The organism is Klebsiella sp. D5A (assembly GCF_001620885.1).
GTDB classification, from domain to species: Bacteria; Pseudomonadota; Gammaproteobacteria; order Enterobacterales; family Enterobacteriaceae; genus Klebsiella; species Klebsiella variicola.
Genome location: NZ_KV407481.1, coordinates 528,507 through 547,812, shown reverse-complemented (window position 1 = coordinate 547,812; position 19,306 = coordinate 528,507). Strand labels below are relative to the sequence as shown.

Annotated in this window: 14 protein-coding genes; 3 read left to right on the top strand and 11 right to left on the bottom strand. The window is 56.9% G+C overall.

The window, feature by feature from the left end:
- Positions 1-4: 4 nt before the first annotated feature.
- Both cysD and cysG read right to left on the bottom strand, forming a co-directional pair.
- A complete protein-coding gene (gene cysD, locus AS136_RS02660; RefSeq protein WP_002915160.1) occupies positions 5-913 on the bottom strand; it encodes a sulfate adenylyltransferase subunit CysD in 909 nt (302 codons plus the stop codon).
- 9 nt (positions 914-922) lie between these two features.
- Positions 923-2,329, bottom strand: a complete 1,407-nt coding sequence (cysG, locus tag AS136_RS02655; RefSeq protein WP_162494494.1) for a siroheme synthase CysG — start codon at positions 2,327-2,329, stop codon at positions 923-925.
- Between the two features lie 246 nt (positions 2,330-2,575).
- Between cysG and AS136_RS02650 the strand changes: the two genes are divergently transcribed.
- Positions 2,576-3,622, top strand: coding sequence for an aminopeptidase (locus tag AS136_RS02650; RefSeq protein ID WP_063266659.1), 1,047 nt, complete (start codon positions 2,576-2,578; stop codon positions 3,620-3,622).
- A gap of 72 nt (positions 3,623-3,694) precedes the next feature.
- Here AS136_RS02650 and cysH read toward each other — a convergent pair whose 3' ends face one another.
- From cysH to cysJ, 3 genes are all read right to left on the bottom strand, one after another.
- Complete coding sequence (gene cysH, locus AS136_RS02645) at positions 3,695-4,429, bottom strand: phosphoadenosine phosphosulfate reductase (protein ID WP_023323193.1); 735 nt, start codon at positions 4,427-4,429, stop codon at positions 3,695-3,697.
- Positions 4,430-4,527: 98 nt separating this feature from the next.
- Positions 4,528-6,240 (bottom strand): assimilatory sulfite reductase (NADPH) hemoprotein subunit, encoded by a 1,713-nt coding sequence (gene cysI / locus AS136_RS02640; protein ID WP_008806239.1) that lies wholly within the window; start codon positions 6,238-6,240, stop codon positions 4,528-4,530.
- The gene (cysJ, locus tag AS136_RS02635) at positions 6,240-8,039 is read right to left on the bottom strand and encodes an NADPH-dependent assimilatory sulfite reductase flavoprotein subunit (RefSeq protein WP_023323195.1); all 1,800 of its coding nucleotides are present in this window, start codon (positions 8,037-8,039) and stop codon (positions 6,240-6,242) included. The genes cysI and cysJ overlap by 1 nt, the downstream gene beginning before the upstream one ends.
- Positions 8,040-8,355: 316 nt before the next feature.
- Between cysJ and queD the strand changes: the two genes are divergently transcribed.
- Complete coding sequence (gene queD, locus AS136_RS02630; protein WP_012967329.1) at positions 8,356-8,721, top strand: 6-carboxytetrahydropterin synthase QueD; 366 nt, start codon at positions 8,356-8,358, stop codon at positions 8,719-8,721.
- A gap of 43 nt (positions 8,722-8,764) precedes the next feature.
- Here the strand turns inward: queD and queE are convergent, their stop codons facing one another.
- Positions 8,765-9,436, bottom strand: coding sequence for a 7-carboxy-7-deazaguanine synthase QueE (gene queE / locus AS136_RS02625; RefSeq protein WP_008806241.1), 672 nt, complete (start codon positions 9,434-9,436; stop codon positions 8,765-8,767).
- Between the two features lie 475 nt (positions 9,437-9,911).
- Between queE and AS136_RS02620 the strand changes: the two genes are divergently transcribed.
- Positions 9,912-11,021 (top strand): SDR family oxidoreductase, encoded by a 1,110-nt coding sequence (locus AS136_RS02620; protein ID WP_008806242.1) that lies wholly within the window; start codon positions 9,912-9,914, stop codon positions 11,019-11,021.
- Positions 11,022-11,084: 63 nt separating this feature from the next.
- On the opposite strand, the gene eno is transcribed toward AS136_RS02620, so the two are convergent.
- From eno to rlmD, 5 genes are all read right to left on the bottom strand, one after another.
- Positions 11,085-12,383 (bottom strand): phosphopyruvate hydratase, encoded by a 1,299-nt coding sequence (gene eno, locus AS136_RS02615; RefSeq protein WP_008806243.1) that lies wholly within the window; start codon positions 12,381-12,383, stop codon positions 11,085-11,087.
- Positions 12,384-12,463: 80 nt separating this feature from the next.
- Positions 12,464-14,101 carry a glutamine hydrolyzing CTP synthase gene (gene pyrG, locus AS136_RS02610; RefSeq protein WP_008806244.1) on the bottom strand — a complete coding sequence of 546 codons (1,638 nt, stop codon included), beginning with the start codon at positions 14,099-14,101 and terminating at the stop codon, positions 12,464-12,466.
- A 280-nt stretch (positions 14,102-14,381) separates the two neighbouring features.
- Complete coding sequence (mazG, locus tag AS136_RS02605) at positions 14,382-15,173, bottom strand: nucleoside triphosphate pyrophosphohydrolase (protein WP_023323196.1); 792 nt, start codon at positions 15,171-15,173, stop codon at positions 14,382-14,384.
- 412 nt (positions 15,174-15,585) lie between these two features.
- The gene (relA, locus tag AS136_RS02595) at positions 15,586-17,823 is read right to left on the bottom strand and encodes a GTP diphosphokinase (RefSeq protein WP_008806246.1); all 2,238 of its coding nucleotides are present in this window, start codon (positions 17,821-17,823) and stop codon (positions 15,586-15,588) included.
- Positions 17,824-17,944: 121 nt separating this feature from the next.
- The gene (gene rlmD / locus AS136_RS02590; RefSeq protein WP_023323197.1) at positions 17,945-19,249 is read right to left on the bottom strand and encodes a 23S rRNA (uracil(1939)-C(5))-methyltransferase RlmD; all 1,305 of its coding nucleotides are present in this window, start codon (positions 19,247-19,249) and stop codon (positions 17,945-17,947) included.
- Positions 19,250-19,306 lie beyond the last annotated feature (57 nt).

Sequence of the window (19,306 nt, the reverse complement as noted above, 5' to 3'; positions counted from 1 at the left end):
CTCCTTAGAAATACCCCTGACGTTTCTTCAGCTCCATCGAGCCGGCCTGGTCGCGGTCAATCACGCGGCCCTGACGTTCGCTGGTGGTCGATACCAGCATCTCTTCAATAATTTCCGGCAGCGTCTGCGCTTCAGACTCCACTGCGCCGGTCAGCGGCCAGCAGCCAAGGGTACGGAAACGCACCATCCGTTTTTCAATCACTTCGCCCGGCTGCAGATCGATACGGTCGTCATCGATCATCATCAGCATACCGTCGCGCTCCAGCACCGGGCGCTCAGCGGCCAGATACAGCGGCACGATTTCAATATTTTCCAGATAGATGTACTGCCAGATATCCAGCTCAGTCCAGTTGGAGAGCGGGAAGACGCGGATGCTTTCGCCTTTGTTAATCTGGCCGTTGTAGTTGTGCCACAGCTCCGGACGCTGATTTTTCGGGTCCCAGCGGTGGAAGCGGTCGCGGAAGGAGTAGATGCGCTCTTTCGCGCGGGATTTCTCTTCGTCGCGACGCGCGCCGCCGAACGCGGCGTCAAAGCCGTATTTGTTCAGCGCCTGCTTCAGGCCTTCCGTTTTCATGATATCGGTATGCTTAGCGCTGCCGTGGACAAACGGGTTGATGCCCATCGCCACCCCTTCCGGGTTTTTATGCACCAGCAGCTCACAGCCGTAGGCTTTGGCGGTACGGTCGCGGAACTCATACATCTCACGGAATTTCCAGCCGGTATCGACGTGCAGCAGCGGGAACGGCAGGGTTCCCGGATAAAACGCTTTGCGCGCCAGATGCAGCATTACGCTGGAATCTTTCCCGATGGAGTACATCATCACCGGGTTAGAAAATTCGGCGGCCACCTCACGAATAATATGGATGCTTTCCGCCTCCAGTTGCCGCAGGTGAGTGAGTCGTTTTTGGTCCATAACCGTTCCTTAAGCCAGATTGACCACCGAAGCGTTAAACCCTTCGGCGGATGATGTATGTTGAAACCAGGCGAGCTGCTGATGCAGCTGCACCACTTCGCCGACCACCAGCAGGGCGGGCATCGGGGCGTCTTTCGCCAGGTGTTCGAGTTGTTGCAATGTGCCGGTTATCGTCTGCTGATCGTCGCGGGTACCGCGGGAAATCACCGCGACCGGCGTAGCGCTGTCGCGACCGTGGGCGATCAACTGGGCGCTGATTTCCGCCGCCTTCATGGTGCCCATGTAGATCGCCAGCGTTTGTTGGCTCTTCGCCAGCAGCGACCAGTCGAAGGGGGCGCTGTCCGGCTTGTAGTGGCCGGTGACAAAGACGGCGCTTTGCGCATAGTCGCGATGGGTCAGCGGAATACCGGCGTAGGCCGTCGCCCCGGCAGCAGCAGTGACGCCAGGCACCACCTGGAACGGGATCCCCGCTTCGGCGGCAGCCTGCAGCTCTTCTGCGCCGCGGCCAAAAATAAACGGATCCCCGCCCTTCAGACGCACGACGGTTTTCCCCGCCTTCGCCGCCGCCACCAGCAGCTGATTGGTTTCATGCTGCGGCACCGAGTGCTCGCCGGCGCGTTTGCCGACACAGATCAGCTCGGCATCACGGCGCACCAGCTCGAGAACCGGCGGGGTCACCAGATGGTCGTGGAAAACCACGTCCGCCTGCTGGATCGCCTGCAGACCACGAAGGGTCAGCAGCCCGGCATCGCCCGGCCCGGCGCCCACCAGAATAATTTCTCCCGTCTCGCGTTCGGGCTTATCCAGCTCATCCTGCAGCGCCTTTTCCGCCTCCGCATGATTGCCCGCCACCATCAGGCTGGCAAAGCGGCCGGTAAAGACGCGTTCCCAGAAGCGGCGACGCGCTTCGGTGGTCGTCAGACGGGTTTTCAGATGGTTGCGCCAGTAGCTCGCCGATTCCGCCAGCCGCCCGAGGTTCGTCGGCAGCAGCGCTTCAATTTTCTCGCGCAGAATACGCGACAGCACCGGCGCTTTGCCGCTGGAGGAGATCGCCACCAGCAGCGGCGAACGGTCGACGATAGAAGGGAAGACAAACGAGCACAGCGCCTGGTTATCCACCACGTTGACCAGCCGGTAGCGCGCGTTAGCCGCCGCAAACACCCGCTGATTAAGCGCCTCATCCTCCGTGGCCGCAATCACCAGAAAGACATCATCCACCAGCGACTCGCTAAATTCCGTCGCCCGCCAGCTAAGCGCCTGGCGCGCCGCCAGATCGGCCAGCGCCGGAGAGAGCGTCCCGGCGACCACCTGCACCTGCGCCTGAGCGCGCAGCAGGAATTTAATCTTGCGTTCAGCAATCTCATCGCCGCCGATCACCAGCACGGGCCTTTGTTTCAGTTCGGCAAAAAGGGGCAAGTAATCCACGGCGCAACAACTCTCTTACAATCAGCGATACTGCGACTATAGGGTGCGCCTGAGAGCAAATGAAATTACGAAATGGAATGAGTTGTGACGCAAAGGAATAACGCTGTGGAAATACAAATATCAAAAAGTGCTTAACGCGCTATTTTTCCGCTATTTAAGAGCAATTGAAATTGTTTAACCGCGGTCACAGTTTCATACTGTACGCGTCAAATTGTCTTGTTCGTGTAAGGACCCCTTATGTTTTCCGCGTTGTGCCGCCGTCTGCTTCCTCTGGCGCTCGGCACCGGTTTTGTTTTCGCCGCCGCCCCCGCTTTCAGCGCGCTGGGCGACGCCGCCAGTAGCCAGGCCCGTCATATCGCCACCGTCTTCCCGGGACGAATGACCGGAACACCAGCCGAGATGTTGTCAGCCGAGTACCTCCGCCAGCAGTTCGCCCGGATGGGGTATCAGAGCGACGTGCGCAGCTTCAATACCCGCTACATCTATACCGATAACAATCAGCGTAAGAACTGGCATAACGCCACCGGCAGTACGGTGATCGCCGCCCATGAAGGCCAGTCCCGCCAGCAAATCATTATTATGGCGCACCTCGATACCTACGCGCCGCAGAGCGATAAAGACGTGGAGAACAACCTTGGCGGCCTGACGCTGCAGGGCATCGACGACAACGCGATGGGGCTCGGCGTGATGCTGGAGCTGGCGGATCATTTAAAGAATATCCCCACCCGCTATGGCATTCGCTTTATCGCCACCAGCGGTGAAGAGGAAGGTCGTCTCGGGGCGCAAAATCTGCTGCAGCGCATGAGTGAGGCGGAAAAGAAAAATACCCTGCTGGTGATCAACCTCGATAATCTGGTGGTGGGCGATAAGCTTTACTTCAACAGTGGCCGCCGCACGCCGGCCTCGGTGCGTAAGCTAACCCGCGACCGTGCGCTGGCTATCGCCCGCAGCAAGGGGATTGTCGCGGCGACCAATCCAGGACTGAACCCAGCATACCCAAAAGGCACCGCCTGCTGTAACGACGCCAGCGTCTTCGACAGCGCGGGGATCCCGGTGCTGTCGGTCGAGGCAACCAACTGGTCACTCGGCAAAAAGGATGGCTATCAGCAGCGCCAGAAATCCCGCGCCTTCCCGGACGGCACCAGCTGGCATAGCGTGCAGATTGATAATCAGCAGTATCTCGACCACGCGCTGCCGGGACGCATAGAACGCCGCAGCCGCGAGGTAGTGAAAGTGATGCTGCCGCTGGTGAAAGAGCTGGCGAAGGTGGAGAAGAAAAGTTGATACGCACAAAAGAACGCGCGGTATCACCCGCGTGTTCTTCTTGAATTATCACCCAAAGAAAGCGCTAACAGCTTAACCCTCGTGCAATCCGCACTCGCGTTTAAGCCCGAAGAACCGGGTCTCTTCTTCTGCCATGCCCGGCTCCCATTTGCGCGTGGTGTGGGTATCGCCTACCGACAGATAGCCCTGATCCCACAGCGGGTGGTATTTCAGCCCGTGCTTTTGCAGGTACTGATACACCGTCCGGTTATCCCAGTCGATAATCGGCAGCACCTTGAACACCCCGCGCTGGATAGCCAGCACCGGTAAGGTCGCCCGGCTACCGGACTGCTCGCGGCGCAGACCAGCGAACCAGGTCTGGGTATTGAGCTCTTTCAGCGCCCGGTTCATCGGCTCGACTTTGTTGATCTCATTGTATTTCTCAATGCCCTCAACGCCCTGCTCCCACAGCTTACCGTAACGCGCCTCCTGCCAGGCGGCGCTCTCCTGCGCCCGATAGACCTTCAGGTTCAGCTTGAGCTTGTCGGTTAACTCATCGATAAACTGATAGGTTTCCGGAAACAGATAGCCGGTATCCGTGAGGATCACCGGAATATCCGGGCGCAGCTGATTCACCAGGTGCAGACTCACCGCCGCCTGAATGCCAAAGCTGGAAGATAAAGCATACTCGCCAGGCAGATTTTCCAGCGCCCACGCTACGCGTTCTTCGGCGCTGAGCTTCTCCAGCTTCGCATTGGTCTCCGCCAGCGCCAGGATACGGTCCACTTTCGGCAATGCATTAAGCGCGTTTAGATCGAGTACGGACATATAAACCTCGTTTGCCTGTTTTACCGGGCGGCACTGCGTTTGCCCGGCCTACGGGTTTTACAGGCCCGGGTCGCTACGCGCCACCGGGCACCAGGATGTTATTCCCAGAAATCGCGGGCTGGGTCGAGCACCGGGCGAATGATGCCCGCACGCACCGTAAAGTCGCCGAAGCCTTCACCCGCTTCGCGCTCTTTCGCCCAGCGCCCTACCAGTTCGTCTAGCGAGTCGAGAATTTCCGACTCGGTAATATTCTCACGGTACATCCGCGGGATGCGGGTGCCGCTGCGGTTACCGCCAAGGTGCAGGTTGTAGCGCCCCGGCGCTTTGCCCACCAGTCCCACTTCCGCCAGCATCGCGCGGCCGCAGCCGTTCGGGCAGCCGGTGACGCGGGTGACGATATGCTCATCGCTCACGCCGTGCTTGTTCATCACCCCTTCCACCTTGTCGATAAACGACGGCAGGAAACGTTCGGCTTCCGCCATTGCCAACGGGCAGGTCGGGAAGGAGACGCAGGCCATCGAGTTTTCGCGCTGCGGAGTAACGGCATTCATCAGACCATGATCCCGCGCCAGCTTCTCGATCCGCGCCTTCTGATCTTCCGGTACGCTGGCAACGATCAGGTTCTGGTTGGCAGTGATGCGGAATTCGCCTTTATGGATCTTAGCAATCTCCAGCAGGCCAGTCTTCAGCGGACGACCCGGATAATCGAGAATGCGGCCGTTTTCAATAAACAGCGTCAGGTGCCATTTGTCATCAATCCCCTTCACCCAGCCGATGCGGTCGCCGCGGCCGGTGAATTCATACGGGCGGATCGGCTCAAACTTAATGCCGGCCCGGCGCTCCACTTCCGCCTTGAAGGTTTCGACGCCAACGCGCTCAAGGGTGTACTTGGTTTTCGCATTCTTACGGTCGGTACGGTTGCCCCAGTCGCGCTGGGTAGTCACGACCGCTTCCGCCACCGCCAGAGTATGCTCCAGCGGCAGATAACCGAATTCGCTCGCCGTGCGGGCGTAGGTTTTCTTGTTGCCGTGTTCGATAGAGAGACCGCCGCCCACCAGCAGGTTAAAGCCTACCAGCTTGCCATTTTCGGCAATCGCCACGAAGTTCATGTCGTTAGCGTGCAGATCGATATCGTTCTGCGGCGGGATCACCACCGTGGTTTTAAACTTACGCGGCAGATAGGTCTGACCGAGGATCGGCTCTTCGTCAGTAGTGGCGACCTTTTTCTGATCCAGCCAGATCTCGGCATAAGCGCGGGTACGCGGCAGCAGATGCTCGGAGATCTTTTTCGCCCACTCGTAGGCCTCAGCGTGCAGCTGCGACTCGTACGGGTTGGAGGTGCACAGCACATTACGGTTCATATCGTTGGCGGTGGCCAGCGCATCCAGCCCCACCGAGTGCAGCATCTGATGCACCGGCTTGACGTTCTTTTTCAGAATGCCGTGGAACTGGAACGTCTGCCGGTTGGTCAGACGAATACTGCCGTAAATGGTGTTGTCCGCGGCAAACTTATCGATCGCCTTCCACTGGGTGGTGGTGATCACCCCGCCCGGCAGACGGCAGCGCAGCAGCATCGCATGGCGCGGCTCCAGCTTCTGGGCGGCGCGTTCCGCGCGGATATCGCGATCGTCCTGCTGGTACATGCCGTGGAAACGGATCAGCAGGAAGTTATCGCCTTTAAAACCGCCGGTCAGACCGTCGTTTAAATCTTCCGCAATGGTGCCGCGCAGGTAGTTGCTCTCAAGCTTCATGCGCTCGGCATCGGTCAGTTTACCTTCGACCACTAAAGGCCCCGGATGTTTTTCGCTCATTAGTAGACATCTCGCTGATAACGGCGCTCAACGCGCAGCTCACTTAAAAATTCGTCCGCCGCTTCGGCGTCCATCGCGCCGTATTCGGCAATCACTTCCAATAACGTATGCTCCACGTCTTTCGCCATACGATTGGCGTCGCCGCAGACATAAATGTGGGCGCCATCATTAATCCAGCGCCAGAGCTCGGCCCCCTGCTCGCGCAGTTTGTCCTGTACATAGACTTTTTGTTGTTGATCGCGGGACCAGGCCAGGTCAATACGGGTCAGCAGACCTTCCTTCACATAGCTCTGCCACTCTACCTGATAGAGGAAATCTTCAGTGAAGTGCGGGTTGCCGAAGAACAACCAGTTCTTGCCTTGCGCCCCGTCCGCTGCGCGCTGCTGCATAAAGGCGCGGAACGGCGCAATGCCGGTGCCCGGGCCAATCATGATCACCGGCGTCTCCGGGTTAGCCGGCAGACGGAAGTTGTCATTGTGTTCAATAAAGACGCGGACTTCGCCATCTTCTTCCACACGGTCGGCGAGGAAGCTGGAGGCACCGCCAGCCCGGGCGCGGCCTTCTATTTCATAGCGCACCACGCCCACGGTGACATGCACTTCGCTCTCCACTTCCGCCTGTGAGGAGGCAATGGAGTACAGGCGCGGCGTCAGCGGACGCAGCAGACCGATTAACGCCTCGGCGTCCAGCTGTGCCGGCGAGAAACGGACCATATCGATGATCGGCGTCGCAGCAGCATACTGCTGCAGCTGAGCTTTATCGCCCACCAGCGGCAGCAGCGATTCGCTGCGGGTCAGGGTGGCGTAGTTTTCGACGATAGTCGCGGTGTTAACCGTCAGCTCAAAATGCCACTCCAGCGCTTCCGCCAGCGGCAGAGTTTTGCCATCAACGGTTACCGGCTCGTCACCTTTCAGCCACAGCAGCTCCACCAGCTCTTTGACCAGTTGAGGATCGTTTTGATACCAGACGCCCAGCGCGTCGCCCGGCTGATAGCGCAGACCGGAATCACCGAGGTCAATTTCGATATGGCGCACATCTTTTTCGGAATCGCGGCCAGTGATTTTCTGGTTGACCGACAAGGTCGCCGACAGCGGAGCCTCTTTGGTGTACGGGCTGGTATGGATGTCGTTCACCGCGCCGCTGGTGGCCAGCTGGGCGGGCGCGGCAACTGGCGCACGGGCTTTCAGCACCTCAACGACGCGCGCGCGCCATTCCGCAGCCGCGGTCTGATATTCGACGTCGGCATCGACGCGATCGAGCAGGCGTTCCGCGCCGAGCTCGGCCAGCTTGCTGTCGAAATCTTTGCCAGACTGGCAGAAGAATTCATAAGAAGTATCGCCGAGGCCAAAGACAGCGAACGCGCTCCCGTCCAGCTTCGGCGCTTTTTTCGAGAACAGGAACTTATGCAATGCGACCGCTTCTTCCGGCGGCTCACCTTCCCCCTGGGTGGACGTCACGACCACCAGCAGTTTTTCCGCAGCAATTTGTTTGAATTTATAATCGCCTGCATTCACCAGCTTCACGTTCAGCTTCGCTGCCAGCAGATCGTCGCGCAGCGCTTCGGCGACGCGGCGGGCATTGCCGGTTTGCGAGGCGGAAATCAGCGTGATCGAGGGCACCTCAGCGGCCTGGGCAGGAACGGCCACAGCCGCGCCGGACTGCTGATTCAGCACGCCCCAGAAATAGCCAGACACCCAGGCAAGCTGAGTGGGCGTGAAGTCAGTGGTGGCCGCCTGAAGGCGCGCCAGTTGCTCCGGGTTGAGCGGCAGCAAGTTGGAAGGTGTGGCCTGTGTCGTCATGCGTCGTTTGTTCCAGTAAGCAAAGCTGTTGTTCGCGCCCTGTCAGCGCGACAAAAACAGAAGAGAATAGAAGGGTAACGGTGCTGATAGTAACAATTAAAGAAGGGATGGAAATAATAAATAACCAAATGGACTAACCTGTTTTAGTTGTAGTTATTAACAACAAAATCGATTAAATAACCACATGAAATATAAATATTTAATTCAGATAACCCAGATAAATGTGTCCATTTTCTGTTCAGGGCCGTTTTAGTTAATGCGAAAAAATGTGCTTTCCGGTACCCTACGGCGGTTTTTTTCGTCCTGTTGAGAGTCAATGATGTCCACCACGCTGTTTAAAGATTTCACCTTCGAAGCCGCCCACCACCTGCCGCACGTCCCGGAAGGACACAAATGCGGTCGCCTGCATGGCCACTCCTTTATGGTGCGTCTGGAGATCACCGGTGAAGTCGATCCCCATACCGGGTGGATCATGGATTTTGCCGAGCTGAAGGCCGCCTTCAAGCCGACATACGATCGCCTGGACCACTATTATCTGAACGATATCCCCGGTCTGGAAAACCCCACCAGCGAAGTGCTGGCGAAATGGATCTGGGATGAGATGAAACCGCGGGTACCGCTGCTGAGCGCCGTGATGGTCAAAGAGACCTGCACCGCTGGCTGCATCTATCGCGGCGAGTAAGCGAAAAAAAAGCCCGGTCAGTACGCTGCCGGGCTTTTTTTTATCAGGCAATATTCAAATATTTGTGCGTCTGCATGGACAGGCGCCAGTTACGGGCGATGCAGGTGTCGATACACAGGCGCGTCGCGTCTTCTTTCTGACTGATCGGCTGCAGGGCGATGATCCGCGGTTTGTCATCGCTCAGCGTTTCCAGCAGTTCGTCCAGCGCTTCGATGTCGCGGACGCGCCCTACCGGATGCTTGATCTCATCCGCCCGCTGCAGAGCCTGCGACAGCACATCATACCCGCCACGCATATTAACCTTCGGGGATACCGTCACCCAGGTGTTGTGGCTGCAGCGCACTTCATGGGTGCCGCTGGTTTCAATCTGACAGCTAAAGCCGTTTTGTTCCAGAAGCGAGGTTAACGGCGTTAAATCATGAATGCAGGGTTCACCGCCGGTAATGACCACGTGGCGGGCAGTCCACCCCTGGCGCCCAATAATCGCCAGCAGATCCTCGCTGCTTGCCGGCCCCCACTTATCGCTCTCTTTGGTTTTCGCCAGGATGCTGAACAACGACACTTCCCGATCGGCCAGCTTGTCCCAGGTATGCTTAGTGTCGCACCACGCGCATCCTACCGGGCATCCCTGCAGACGAATAAAAATGGCAGGCACGCCGGTGAAGTAACCCTCGCCTTGCAGGGTCTGGAACATCTCGTTAATCGGGTACTGCATAGTCATCTCTGTTTAGGGTCATAAACGTCCATTATCGCAGATTTCAGCGCACAGGTCTTGTCCTGCGCTGCGATCCCTTTTTTACCCCTTCGTCAATATCCGTGTCGGGAATAATATTATTGATTAAAGAAACAATCTTTTCTTTTGGCTTAATTTATTAGCATGATAAGAATTAAAATAATTAATATTCTGACACGTGGACTGAAAATGTGTAACAGAAAATGTTATTCCTGTCATTCAGGATAAAATAAAAGGTCCAGACAGCAAAATAAAAAACCTTAAAATACAGTGATGTACAAACTGATACATGAAAGAGTGAATTATCTGGCCGATCTGCGAGTCCAATTCAATCCGCCGGTAATAATAACCTTAAACTGGTCTTAATAAATCCCTGATCGGGCCCCTTCTTTATTTAATCGTCGTTTACTTTTGCCCGCCTAGAATCCCGCAGACCAACCATAATGAGATAGCGTTTATGACCACATTATTAATTACCGGCGTTACGGGGTTTCTGGGCGGTGCCGCGTTAGAGAAAATACTCCATCAGGAAACCCGGTTAGATCTGCTACTGCTCGTGCGTGCTGATAGCCCCGAGGCAGGCCTCGAACGAGTCAAAGAGAACATGCGTAAGTTCAACATCGCCGAGGAGAAGCTGGCGATGCTTCACCCGCAGCATATCCTGCTGGGCGATCTCGCTTCTCCGGAGCATTTTCTTAACGATCCGCGCCTCGATCAGGTGACGCATGTCCTCAACTGCGCCGCTGTCGCCTCGTTTGGCAGCAACCCGCTCATCTGGAAGGTTAACGTTGAGGGTACGCTGCGCCTGGCGCAACGGATGGCGCAGGTTGAGGGTCTGCAGCGTTTTCTGCACGTCGGCACAGCGATGTCATGTTCGCCTGAGCCGGATTCACTGGTCGCCGAAAGCGCGGAGTTTCGGGAACGCGCTGAGCACCTGGTGGAATACACCCACTCGAAATCAACCATCGAGCAGTTGATGCAGCAGCATTGCCCTACACTGCCGCTGGTCATTGCCCGCCCTTCTATCGTGGTGGGTCATACCCATCACGGCTGCCGGCCTTCCAGCAGTATTTTCTGGGTGTTCAGCATGGGGCTGATGCTGCAGAAATTTTTATGTTCCATGGAGGACCGAATCGATGTCATCCCGGTGGACTACTGCGCTGATGCCCTGCTGATGCTGCTTAACCAGCCGCTGGCTCACGGCGAAGTGGTGCACATCTCTGCCGGGGAGGAGAATAGCGTGAAGTTTGCCGAAATCGACCGGGCGATGGCTCAGGCCCTCGAACAGGCCCCGGTGGGGGATAAGTACGCCCAGGTCAGCTATGACACGCTGGTCAAAATGCGTCGTGAACTGAAAGGGATATTTGGGCCATGCAATGAACGTCTGATGCTGAAAGCCATGCGCTTATATGGCGCGTTCGCTACGTTGAATGTGCGCTTTAGTAACGACAAGCTGTTGAGCATGGGAATGCCAAAACCACCGCGTTTTACGGATTACATCGACCGCTGCGTGGAGACCACTCGCGGGCTGTCGATCCCCCAGCAAATGGCCGTCGATTTTAAATAATCGCCGACGAGGTAAAAAAAATGCCAGCCCTGAGGCTGGCATTATTATTTCACAAAGACAGGATTATGCCTGGCCTTTGATCTCTTTACGACCGTTGAACGGCGCTTGCTCACCCAGCGCTTCTTCGATACGAATCAGCTGGTTGTATTTAGCAACGCGGTCAGAACGGCTCATAGAACCGGTTTTGATCTGGCCTGCAGCGGTACCGACAGCCAGGTCAGCGATGGTCGCGTCTTCAGTTTCGCCAGAACGGTGAGAGATGACAGCGGTGTAGCCAGCGTCTTTCGCCATCTTGATGGCAGCCAGAGTTTCGGTCAGAGAACCGATCTGGTTGAATTTGATCAGGATGGAGTTAGCGATGCCTTTTTCGATGCCTTCTTTCAGGATCTTGGTGTTGGTTACGAACAGGTCGTCACCAACCAGCTGGATTTTGTCGCCCAGTACTTTGGTCTGGTATGCGAAACCGTCCCAGTCAGATTCGTCCAGGCCATCTTCGATGGAGACGATCGGGTACTGTTTGGTCAGGTCTTCCAGGAAGTGAGTGAACTCTTCAGAGGTGAACGCTTTGTTGCCTTCGCCAGCCAGAACGTATTTACCGTCTTTGTAGAATTCAGATGCTGCGCAGTCCATCGCCAGGGTGATGTCTTTGCCCAGCTCGTAGCCAGCAGCTTTAACCGCTTCAGCGATAACAGCCAGTGCTTCGGCGTTAGAACCCAGGTTCGGCGCGTAGCCGCCTTCGTCACCAACGGCAGTGTTCATGCCTTTGGACTTCAGCACTTTCGCCAGGTGATGGAACACTTCAGAACCCATGCGTACGGCTTCTTTCAGGGTCGGCGCGCCAACCGGCTGAATCATGAATTCCTGGATGTCGACGTTGTTGTCAGCGTGCTCACCACCGTTGATGATGTTCATCATCGGAACCGGCATGGAGTATTTGCCCGGAGTGCCGTTCAGTTCCGCGATGTGCGCGTACAGCGGCAGGCCTTTGGACGCTGCAGCTGCTTTGGCGTTTGCCAGAGAAACAGCCAGGATAGCGTTCGCACCGAAGTTAGATTTGTTTTCAGTACCGTCCAGGTCGATCATGATCTTGTCGATGCCAGCCTGATCTTTAGCATCTTTGCCCAGGATTGCCTGAGCGATCGGGCCGTTTACCGCAGCAACAGCTTTGGTTACGCCTTTACCCAGGAAACGGGATTTGTCGCCATCGCGCAGTTCCAGCGCTTCGCGGGAACCAGTAGAAGCACCTGACGGAGCAGCTGCCATACCGACGAAACCACCTTCCAGGTGTACTTCGGCTTCAACAGTCGGGTTACCACGGGAGTCGATGATTTCACGACCGATGACTTTAACGATTTTGGACATTAGGTTTTCCTCAGTACAAGTTAAACTAAAACTCCAGACAAACAATGCACCCAGTTGGGTGCATTGCCGTTCTAACTCTTTTACTTCGCCTGACGCTTCTGGTACTCGCTCGCGGCTTTCACAAAGCCAGCAAACAGCGGGTGCCCATCACGCGGCGTCGAAGTAAACTCCGGGTGGAACTGGCAGGCAACAAACCACGGATGGTTCGGCACTTCGATGATCTCGACCAACTGATCATCCCCGGAACGGCCCGCAACGCGCAGACCAGCAGCTTCAATCGGTTTCAACAACATGTTGTTGACTTCGTAGCGGTGACGATGGCGCTCGGTGATGGTCGGCTCGCCGTACAGCTGGCGCACCAGAGATTCATCATCCAGCTGGCACTGCTGTGCGCCCAGGCGCATGGTGCCGCCCAGATCGCTCTTCTCGGAGCGGACTTCAACGTTGCCATCTTCGTCACGCCATTCGGTAATCAGGGCCACAACCGGGTATTTACAGTCTGGCACAAATTCCGTCGAGTTGGCGTTTTCCATACCCGCTACGTTGCGCGCGAACTCAATCAGCGCAACCTGCATACCCAGGCAGATGCCCAGATAAGGAATATTGTTCTCACGCGCATAGCGCGCGGTGGCGATCTTACCTTCCACACCGCGGTAGCCGAAGCCGCCCGGGATAAGGATAGCATCTAAATCCTTGAGGATTTCGACGCCGCGCGTTTCCACATCCTGCGAATCGATCAGCTTGATGTTGACGGTCACGCGGTTTTTCAGACCACCGTGTTTCAGCGCTTCAATCACCGACTTGTAGGCATCCGGCAGTTCAATGTACTTACCGACCATACCAATGGTGACTTCGCCTGCCGGATTGGCTTCTTCATAGATTACCTGTTCCCATTCGGCCAGGTTTGCTTCCGGACAAGTTAAGCTGAATCGTTTACAAATATAATCGTCCAGCCCCTGAGATTTCAACAGGCCCGGAATTTTATAAATGGAATCGACGTCTTTCAGAGAAATCACAGCCTTTTCCGGAACGTTACAGAACAAAGCAATTTTGGCTCGTTCGTTGGCCGGAACCGCGCGGTCTGAGCGGCAGATCAGGATATCTGGCTGGATACCGATGGAGAGCAGCTCTTTCACGGAGTGCTGGGTCGGCTTGGTTTTGACTTCGCCCGCAGCGGCCATGTACGGCACCAGGGTCAAGTGCATAAACAGGGTATGCTCGCGGCCGATCTCTACCGCCATCTGACGAATGGCTTCGAGGAACGGCAGGGATTCGATATCGCCTACGGTACCGCCGATTTCCACCAGTACGACGTCATGGCCTTCGCCGCCCGCCAGTACGCGCTCTTTGATAGCGTTGGTGATGTGCGGAATAACCTGAACGGTGGCACCCAGATAGTCGCCACGGCGCTCTTTGCGCAGTACGTCGGAGTAGATACGGCCGGTGGTGAAGTTGTTGCGACGCGTCATCTTGGTACGGATGAAACGCTCATAGTGGCCCAGGTCCAGATCGGTTTCTGCGCCGTCTTCAGTAACGAACACTTCCCCATGCTGGATTGGGCTCATGGTGCCCGGATCGACGTTGATATACGGATCCAGTTTCATGATGGTCACGTTGAGACCACGGGCTTCAAGAATGGCTGCCAGGGAGGCTGCGGCAATGCCTTTACCCAGAGAGGATACGACCCCGCCGGTCACAAAAATATAGTTCGTTGTCATGCTGAACCTGAGAAGTTAGGGTAAAACGATGGAATAACCAGGACGGGAAAGTAGTATACCCGAACATGCGTGACGCCACAAACTTTCATTCTTCCCCTCCCCTTCGTTCTTCAAGTTGCACCTGTGTTGCGACTCGAACAACTCGAAGAGGCAGGCTACATGGTGTTTCAACGACATAACGGAAAGAGAAAATAGACGCTTTTGGCGAAATGTTTTTGACGTAAATCAAGCGCTTGTTATTTATAAAATCACACAAATCGCGCTTGATCACGAAAACTCGTTAGAGATCAGTTTCCTGGCGTTTTACTTCCTGCCACACTTCTTCCATGGTATCGAGGTCGATGCCGGTCATTTCCAGGCCGCGGGCGGCGACAATGCGCTCGACCTCGCGGAAGCGACGCTCAAATTTGCGGTTTGCTTTCTGCAGCGCCGCCTCGGCTTTGACTCCTAAATGACGGGATAAATTCACCGTGGCGAACAGCAGATCGCCCACTTCCTCTTCCAGTTTTGCTTCATCCACCACCGCCTGCTGCGCTTCATGCATCACTTCATCAATTTCTTCATGCACCTTGTCGAGCACCGGTCCCAGCGAGGTCCAGTCGAAACCCACTGCCGAGCAGCGGCGCTGGATTTTGTGCGCGCGCATTAGCGCCGGCAGGCTATGGGGAATATCGTCCAGCGCCGAGTGCTGGGCTTTTTCCGCCCGCTCCGCGCTTTTGATCTGCTCCCAGCGCGCCAGGACTTCGCTGCTGTTTCCTGCGGTAGCATCAGCGAAAATATGGGGATGGCGACGCTCCAGCTTATCGCTGATGGCAGCGCAGATATCGTCAAAGTTAAAGCGTCCTTCTTCCTGCGCCATTTGCGCATAGAACACCACCTGGAACAGCAGATCGCCCAGCTCACCGCGCAGGTCGTCAAAATCTTCCCGCTGGATAGCATCGAGGACCTCGTAGGTCTCCTCAAGGGTGTAAGGGGCGATAGTGGCAAAGGTCTGCTCTTTATCCCACGGGCAGCCGTTTTCCGGGTCGCGCAGGCGCTTCATAATGCCGAGCAGGCGGTCGATTTGGGTCATGTGAGGATCCTGGAAATGTAAAAAATGGTAGAAATTGATATCGGTTTGCAACTTTTGAGCCCGGGAAAAGCGTTTTTCACGTGTGACTCCAGCGTACTTTGCGCTCCCGGTAAATGTTCTGCCATATGTCTCCTGTGGTACAGGGAGCGCACAGGAGGCGGCCAGTCGCCGCCGCCCCCTGTACCCCCGGGCTCCGGCCAGCAAAATCGCCGCTGCGCGGTGCCTTCGACTTATCCCTGCAGGCTTCGGATCGGGCCGAGGCAGCGTCCCTGCAAAACACGGCCCTCAGCCCGCATCCATGCGGGCTGCCCCTGCCTTCCGGGAACGTCTCAGCGATTTTGAGGCCGCCAACGCCGGCAGTTTCAGCAGCCATTGCCCCAGCGGTCATTCATTGACCTGGCCTGGAGAGGGCTTAACCGCCGTGCAGACGGCGCGCGTCAATGACATCGGGCACCTGGTTGAGCTTACCAAGCACCCGGCCCAGCACCTGCAGGTTGTAAATCTCAATGGTCATATCGATGGTTGCCAGCTGCTGACGGGTATCACTGCGGCTGGCGACACCCAGCACATTCACCTTCTCATTGGCGAGGATGGTGGTGATATCGCGCAGTAAACCGCTGCGATCGTTCGCCTCCACCCTGACCACCAGCGAGTAGCCCGCCGAGTAGCTTTCACCCCATACCGCATCGACGATGCGCTCCGGAGCATGCGACTGCAGTTCAGCCAGCTGATCGCAGTCGGCGCGATGCACGGAAATCCCGCGCCCCTGGGTGATAAAGCCGACGATCTCATCGCCCGGGATCGGCTGGCAGCAGCGGGCAATATGGTGCATCAGGTTGCCTACCCCTTCCACCACCACCCGGCCATTGTCCTTGGTGCGGTTCTGTGGGGCGTAGGTTTTCTGCTGCAGCTGCTTCAGCGCGGCCGCATCCTGCTCAGCGGCGCTCGGTTTATTGAACTGCGCCTGCAGGAAATTGACCATCTGGTTGAGACGGATATCGCCGCCGCCAATGGCAGCCAGCAGTTCATCGAGCTCGTTGAAGTTGTAGCGCGGCAGCAGGTGTTTTTCCGCATCCTTAAGACTGATGCCCAGATGCTCCAGCTCGTCGTCGAGGATCTGCCGACCGGCGAGAATATTCTTGTCGCGGTCCTGTTTACGGAACCAGGCGTGGATCTTCGAGCGTCCGCGACTGGTGGTCACGTAGCCGAGGTTAGGGTTCAGCCAGTCGCGGCTCGGGTTCGGCTGCTTCTGGGTAATAATTTCAATCTGATCGCCCATCTGCAGCTGATAGGTGAACGGCACGATACGGCCGCCAATTTTGGCGCCGATGCAGCGATGGCCGACGTCGCTGTGGATATGGTAGGCAAAGTCGAGCGGCGTCGACCCCGCTGGCAGGTCCACCACGTCGCCTTTCGGTGTAAAGACATACACCCGATCGTCGAAAACCTGACTGCGCACTTCGTCGAGCATTTCGCCAGAGTCGGCCATCTCTTCCTGCCAGGCAATCAGCTTACGCAGCCAGGCGATGCGGTCCTCATAGCCACGGCCACCGCCGGTGCCCGCTCCCGCCCCCTCTTTGTACTTCCAGTGCGCAGCCACGCCAAGCTCAGCATCTTCATGCATCTGCCGGGTGCGAATTTGAATCTCCACCGTCTTGCCGCTCGGGCCCAGCACCACGGTATGAATAGACTGATAGCCGTTGGGTTTCGGGTTGGCCACGTAGTCATCGAATTCATCCGGCAGGTGGCGATAGTGGGTATGGACGATCCCCAGCGCGGCGTAACAATCCTGCAAACGCTCGGCCACGATGCGCACCGCGCGAACGTCAAACAGCTCGTCAAACGCGAGGTGTTTTTTCTGCATTTTGCGCCAGATGCTGTAGATGTGCTTCGGCCGGCCATAGACTTCCGCCTTGACGCCTTCGGCTTTCATCTCCGAGCGCAGGTGACCGACGAACTCGTCGATGTAATGCTCACGGTCGATACGGCGTTCGTGGAGCAGTTTAGCAATGCGCTTGTATTCTGCCGGATGCAGATAACGGAAGCAGTAATCTTCCAGCTCCCACTTCAGCTGGCCGATACCTAAGCGGTTCGCCAGCGGCGCATAGATATTGGTGCACTCTTTCGCCGCCAGCACGCGTTCATCTTCCGGCGCGTCTTTGACCTCGCGCAGATGCGCGATCCGCTCAGCAAGCTTGATGACCACGCAGCGGAAATCGTCAACCATCGCCAGCAGCATGCGGCGAATGTTATCCACCTGCTCGGAAGATACCGAGTCGTTATGGGTGGCTTTTAGCTGGCGGATAGCGGCCATGTCCCGCACCCCGTGAATCAGGGTCACGACCGATTTACCCACGCTCTCCTGCATGACCTCTTCACTAACGACTTCACCGTCCGCCAGTGGGAACAACAGCGCCGCGCGCAGCGTATCGAGATCCATACTCAGGGTGGACAGAATCTCCACCATTTCGACGCCACGCCACAGCAGCAGGTCTGCCTGCGGGTGTCCTTGCGTTTTTTCGCGACAATAATCCCAGGTTTCGGCTAAGCGCTCACACGACTGCTGGCTGGAAATCCCCAGACTCGCGATCCATTTCTTCGGGTCAAATTCACCAGCTTTATTAAGATGTGCACTTCTTACCGCAACCATTGTCCTCTCCTTAAGGGACCGGCCTGCCGAAGTCGGCAAGCCTCAACTTTCTACATGTCATCCTGCAGGTCGCGTCAGCATTGACGGCCAGGGTGGCTCTTCTGCGACGTTGTGAATGACCTTATGTAAGCCTGCGCTCAAACAACACCATTGATTCCAGATGACCGGTATGCGGGAACATATCCAGCATCGCCAGGCGTTGAATCTGATATCCAGCCTGCAACAGGGTTTCGCTGTCTCGCGCCAGCGTCGCCGGGTTGCAGGAAACATACACCACCCGCCGCGGTGCCAGTTTTATAATATGCGGCATCACGCCCGGCGCGCCGGCGCGGGCCGGGTCCAGCAGCACTTTATCGAAGCCATGCTTCGCCCAGGCCTGACGGGTGACATCCTCTTCCAGATTTTCATGGAAAAAAGTGACATTTGATAAACCATTGAGGGCGGCGTTTTCCCGCCCCTTTTCTACCAGCGCGGGCACCCCTTCCACCGCCACCACCTGGGCGGCTCGCGTCGCCAGCGGCAGGGTAAAGTTCCCCATCCCGCAGAACAGATCCAGCACCCGGTCCTCCGGCCGCAGATCCAGCCATTCCAGCGCAGTACGCACCATCTGCTGATTCACGCCGTCGTTGACCTGGATAAAATCCCGCGGACTGAACACTAAGCGTAGTCCGTCTGAGGTGTACCATGGCGCTTCGCCATGAATATGTTCCAGTATCTCGCTTTGCGGCGCGAGGTACAGAGAAAGACCGTGAGTTTGCGAAAAGCGTTCCAGTTTTTCCCTGTCGCCCGCTGGCAGCGCGGCGGTATGGCGCAGCACCATCAGCGGGCCGTTGTCCGCCTGCACCAGCTCGACGTGGCCGAGGTGGCGTAATGCGCTCAGCGCGCTTAAGCACTCGCGCACGGCGGGCAGCAATGCCTCAAGCTGGGGCACCAAAACAGGGCATTGCACCACATCGACGATCGCTTTGGCGTTGGCCTGGCGAAAACCCATCTGCAATTGTTGGGTCTTTGGCTGATAATTCAAGCTTAAGCGCGCGCGACGGCGGTAGCCCCACGGCATGCCGGCGATGACCTCATCCACCTCACGCTTCATCAGCCGCGCCAGCGCGGCACGTTTACTTTGCTGCTGAAGCGCGACGCTGGCATGCTGCTGTTGGCAGCCGCCGCAGACGCCAAAATGCGGGCAGCGCGGCGCCTGGCGCTGCGGGCTGTCGGTTAGACGGCGTTTCACCTGGGCGCGGGCGTACTGTTTTTTGTCTTCCACCAGCACCACCTCGGCCTGCTCCTGCGGCAGCACACCGCTCACGAACAGCGCCTTCCCCTGGTGGCGGGCAACGCCCTGACCAAAGGGATCGAGGTCATTGACTGTAACGGTTATGATCTGGCGCGTCGTCACACGCCGTTTTGCAGAGTAGAATTGCGCCATCGTAGAGAGTTGTCTCAATCAAATAAAACGAGCTCGTTCAGGGCGGCAGTGCCGCGA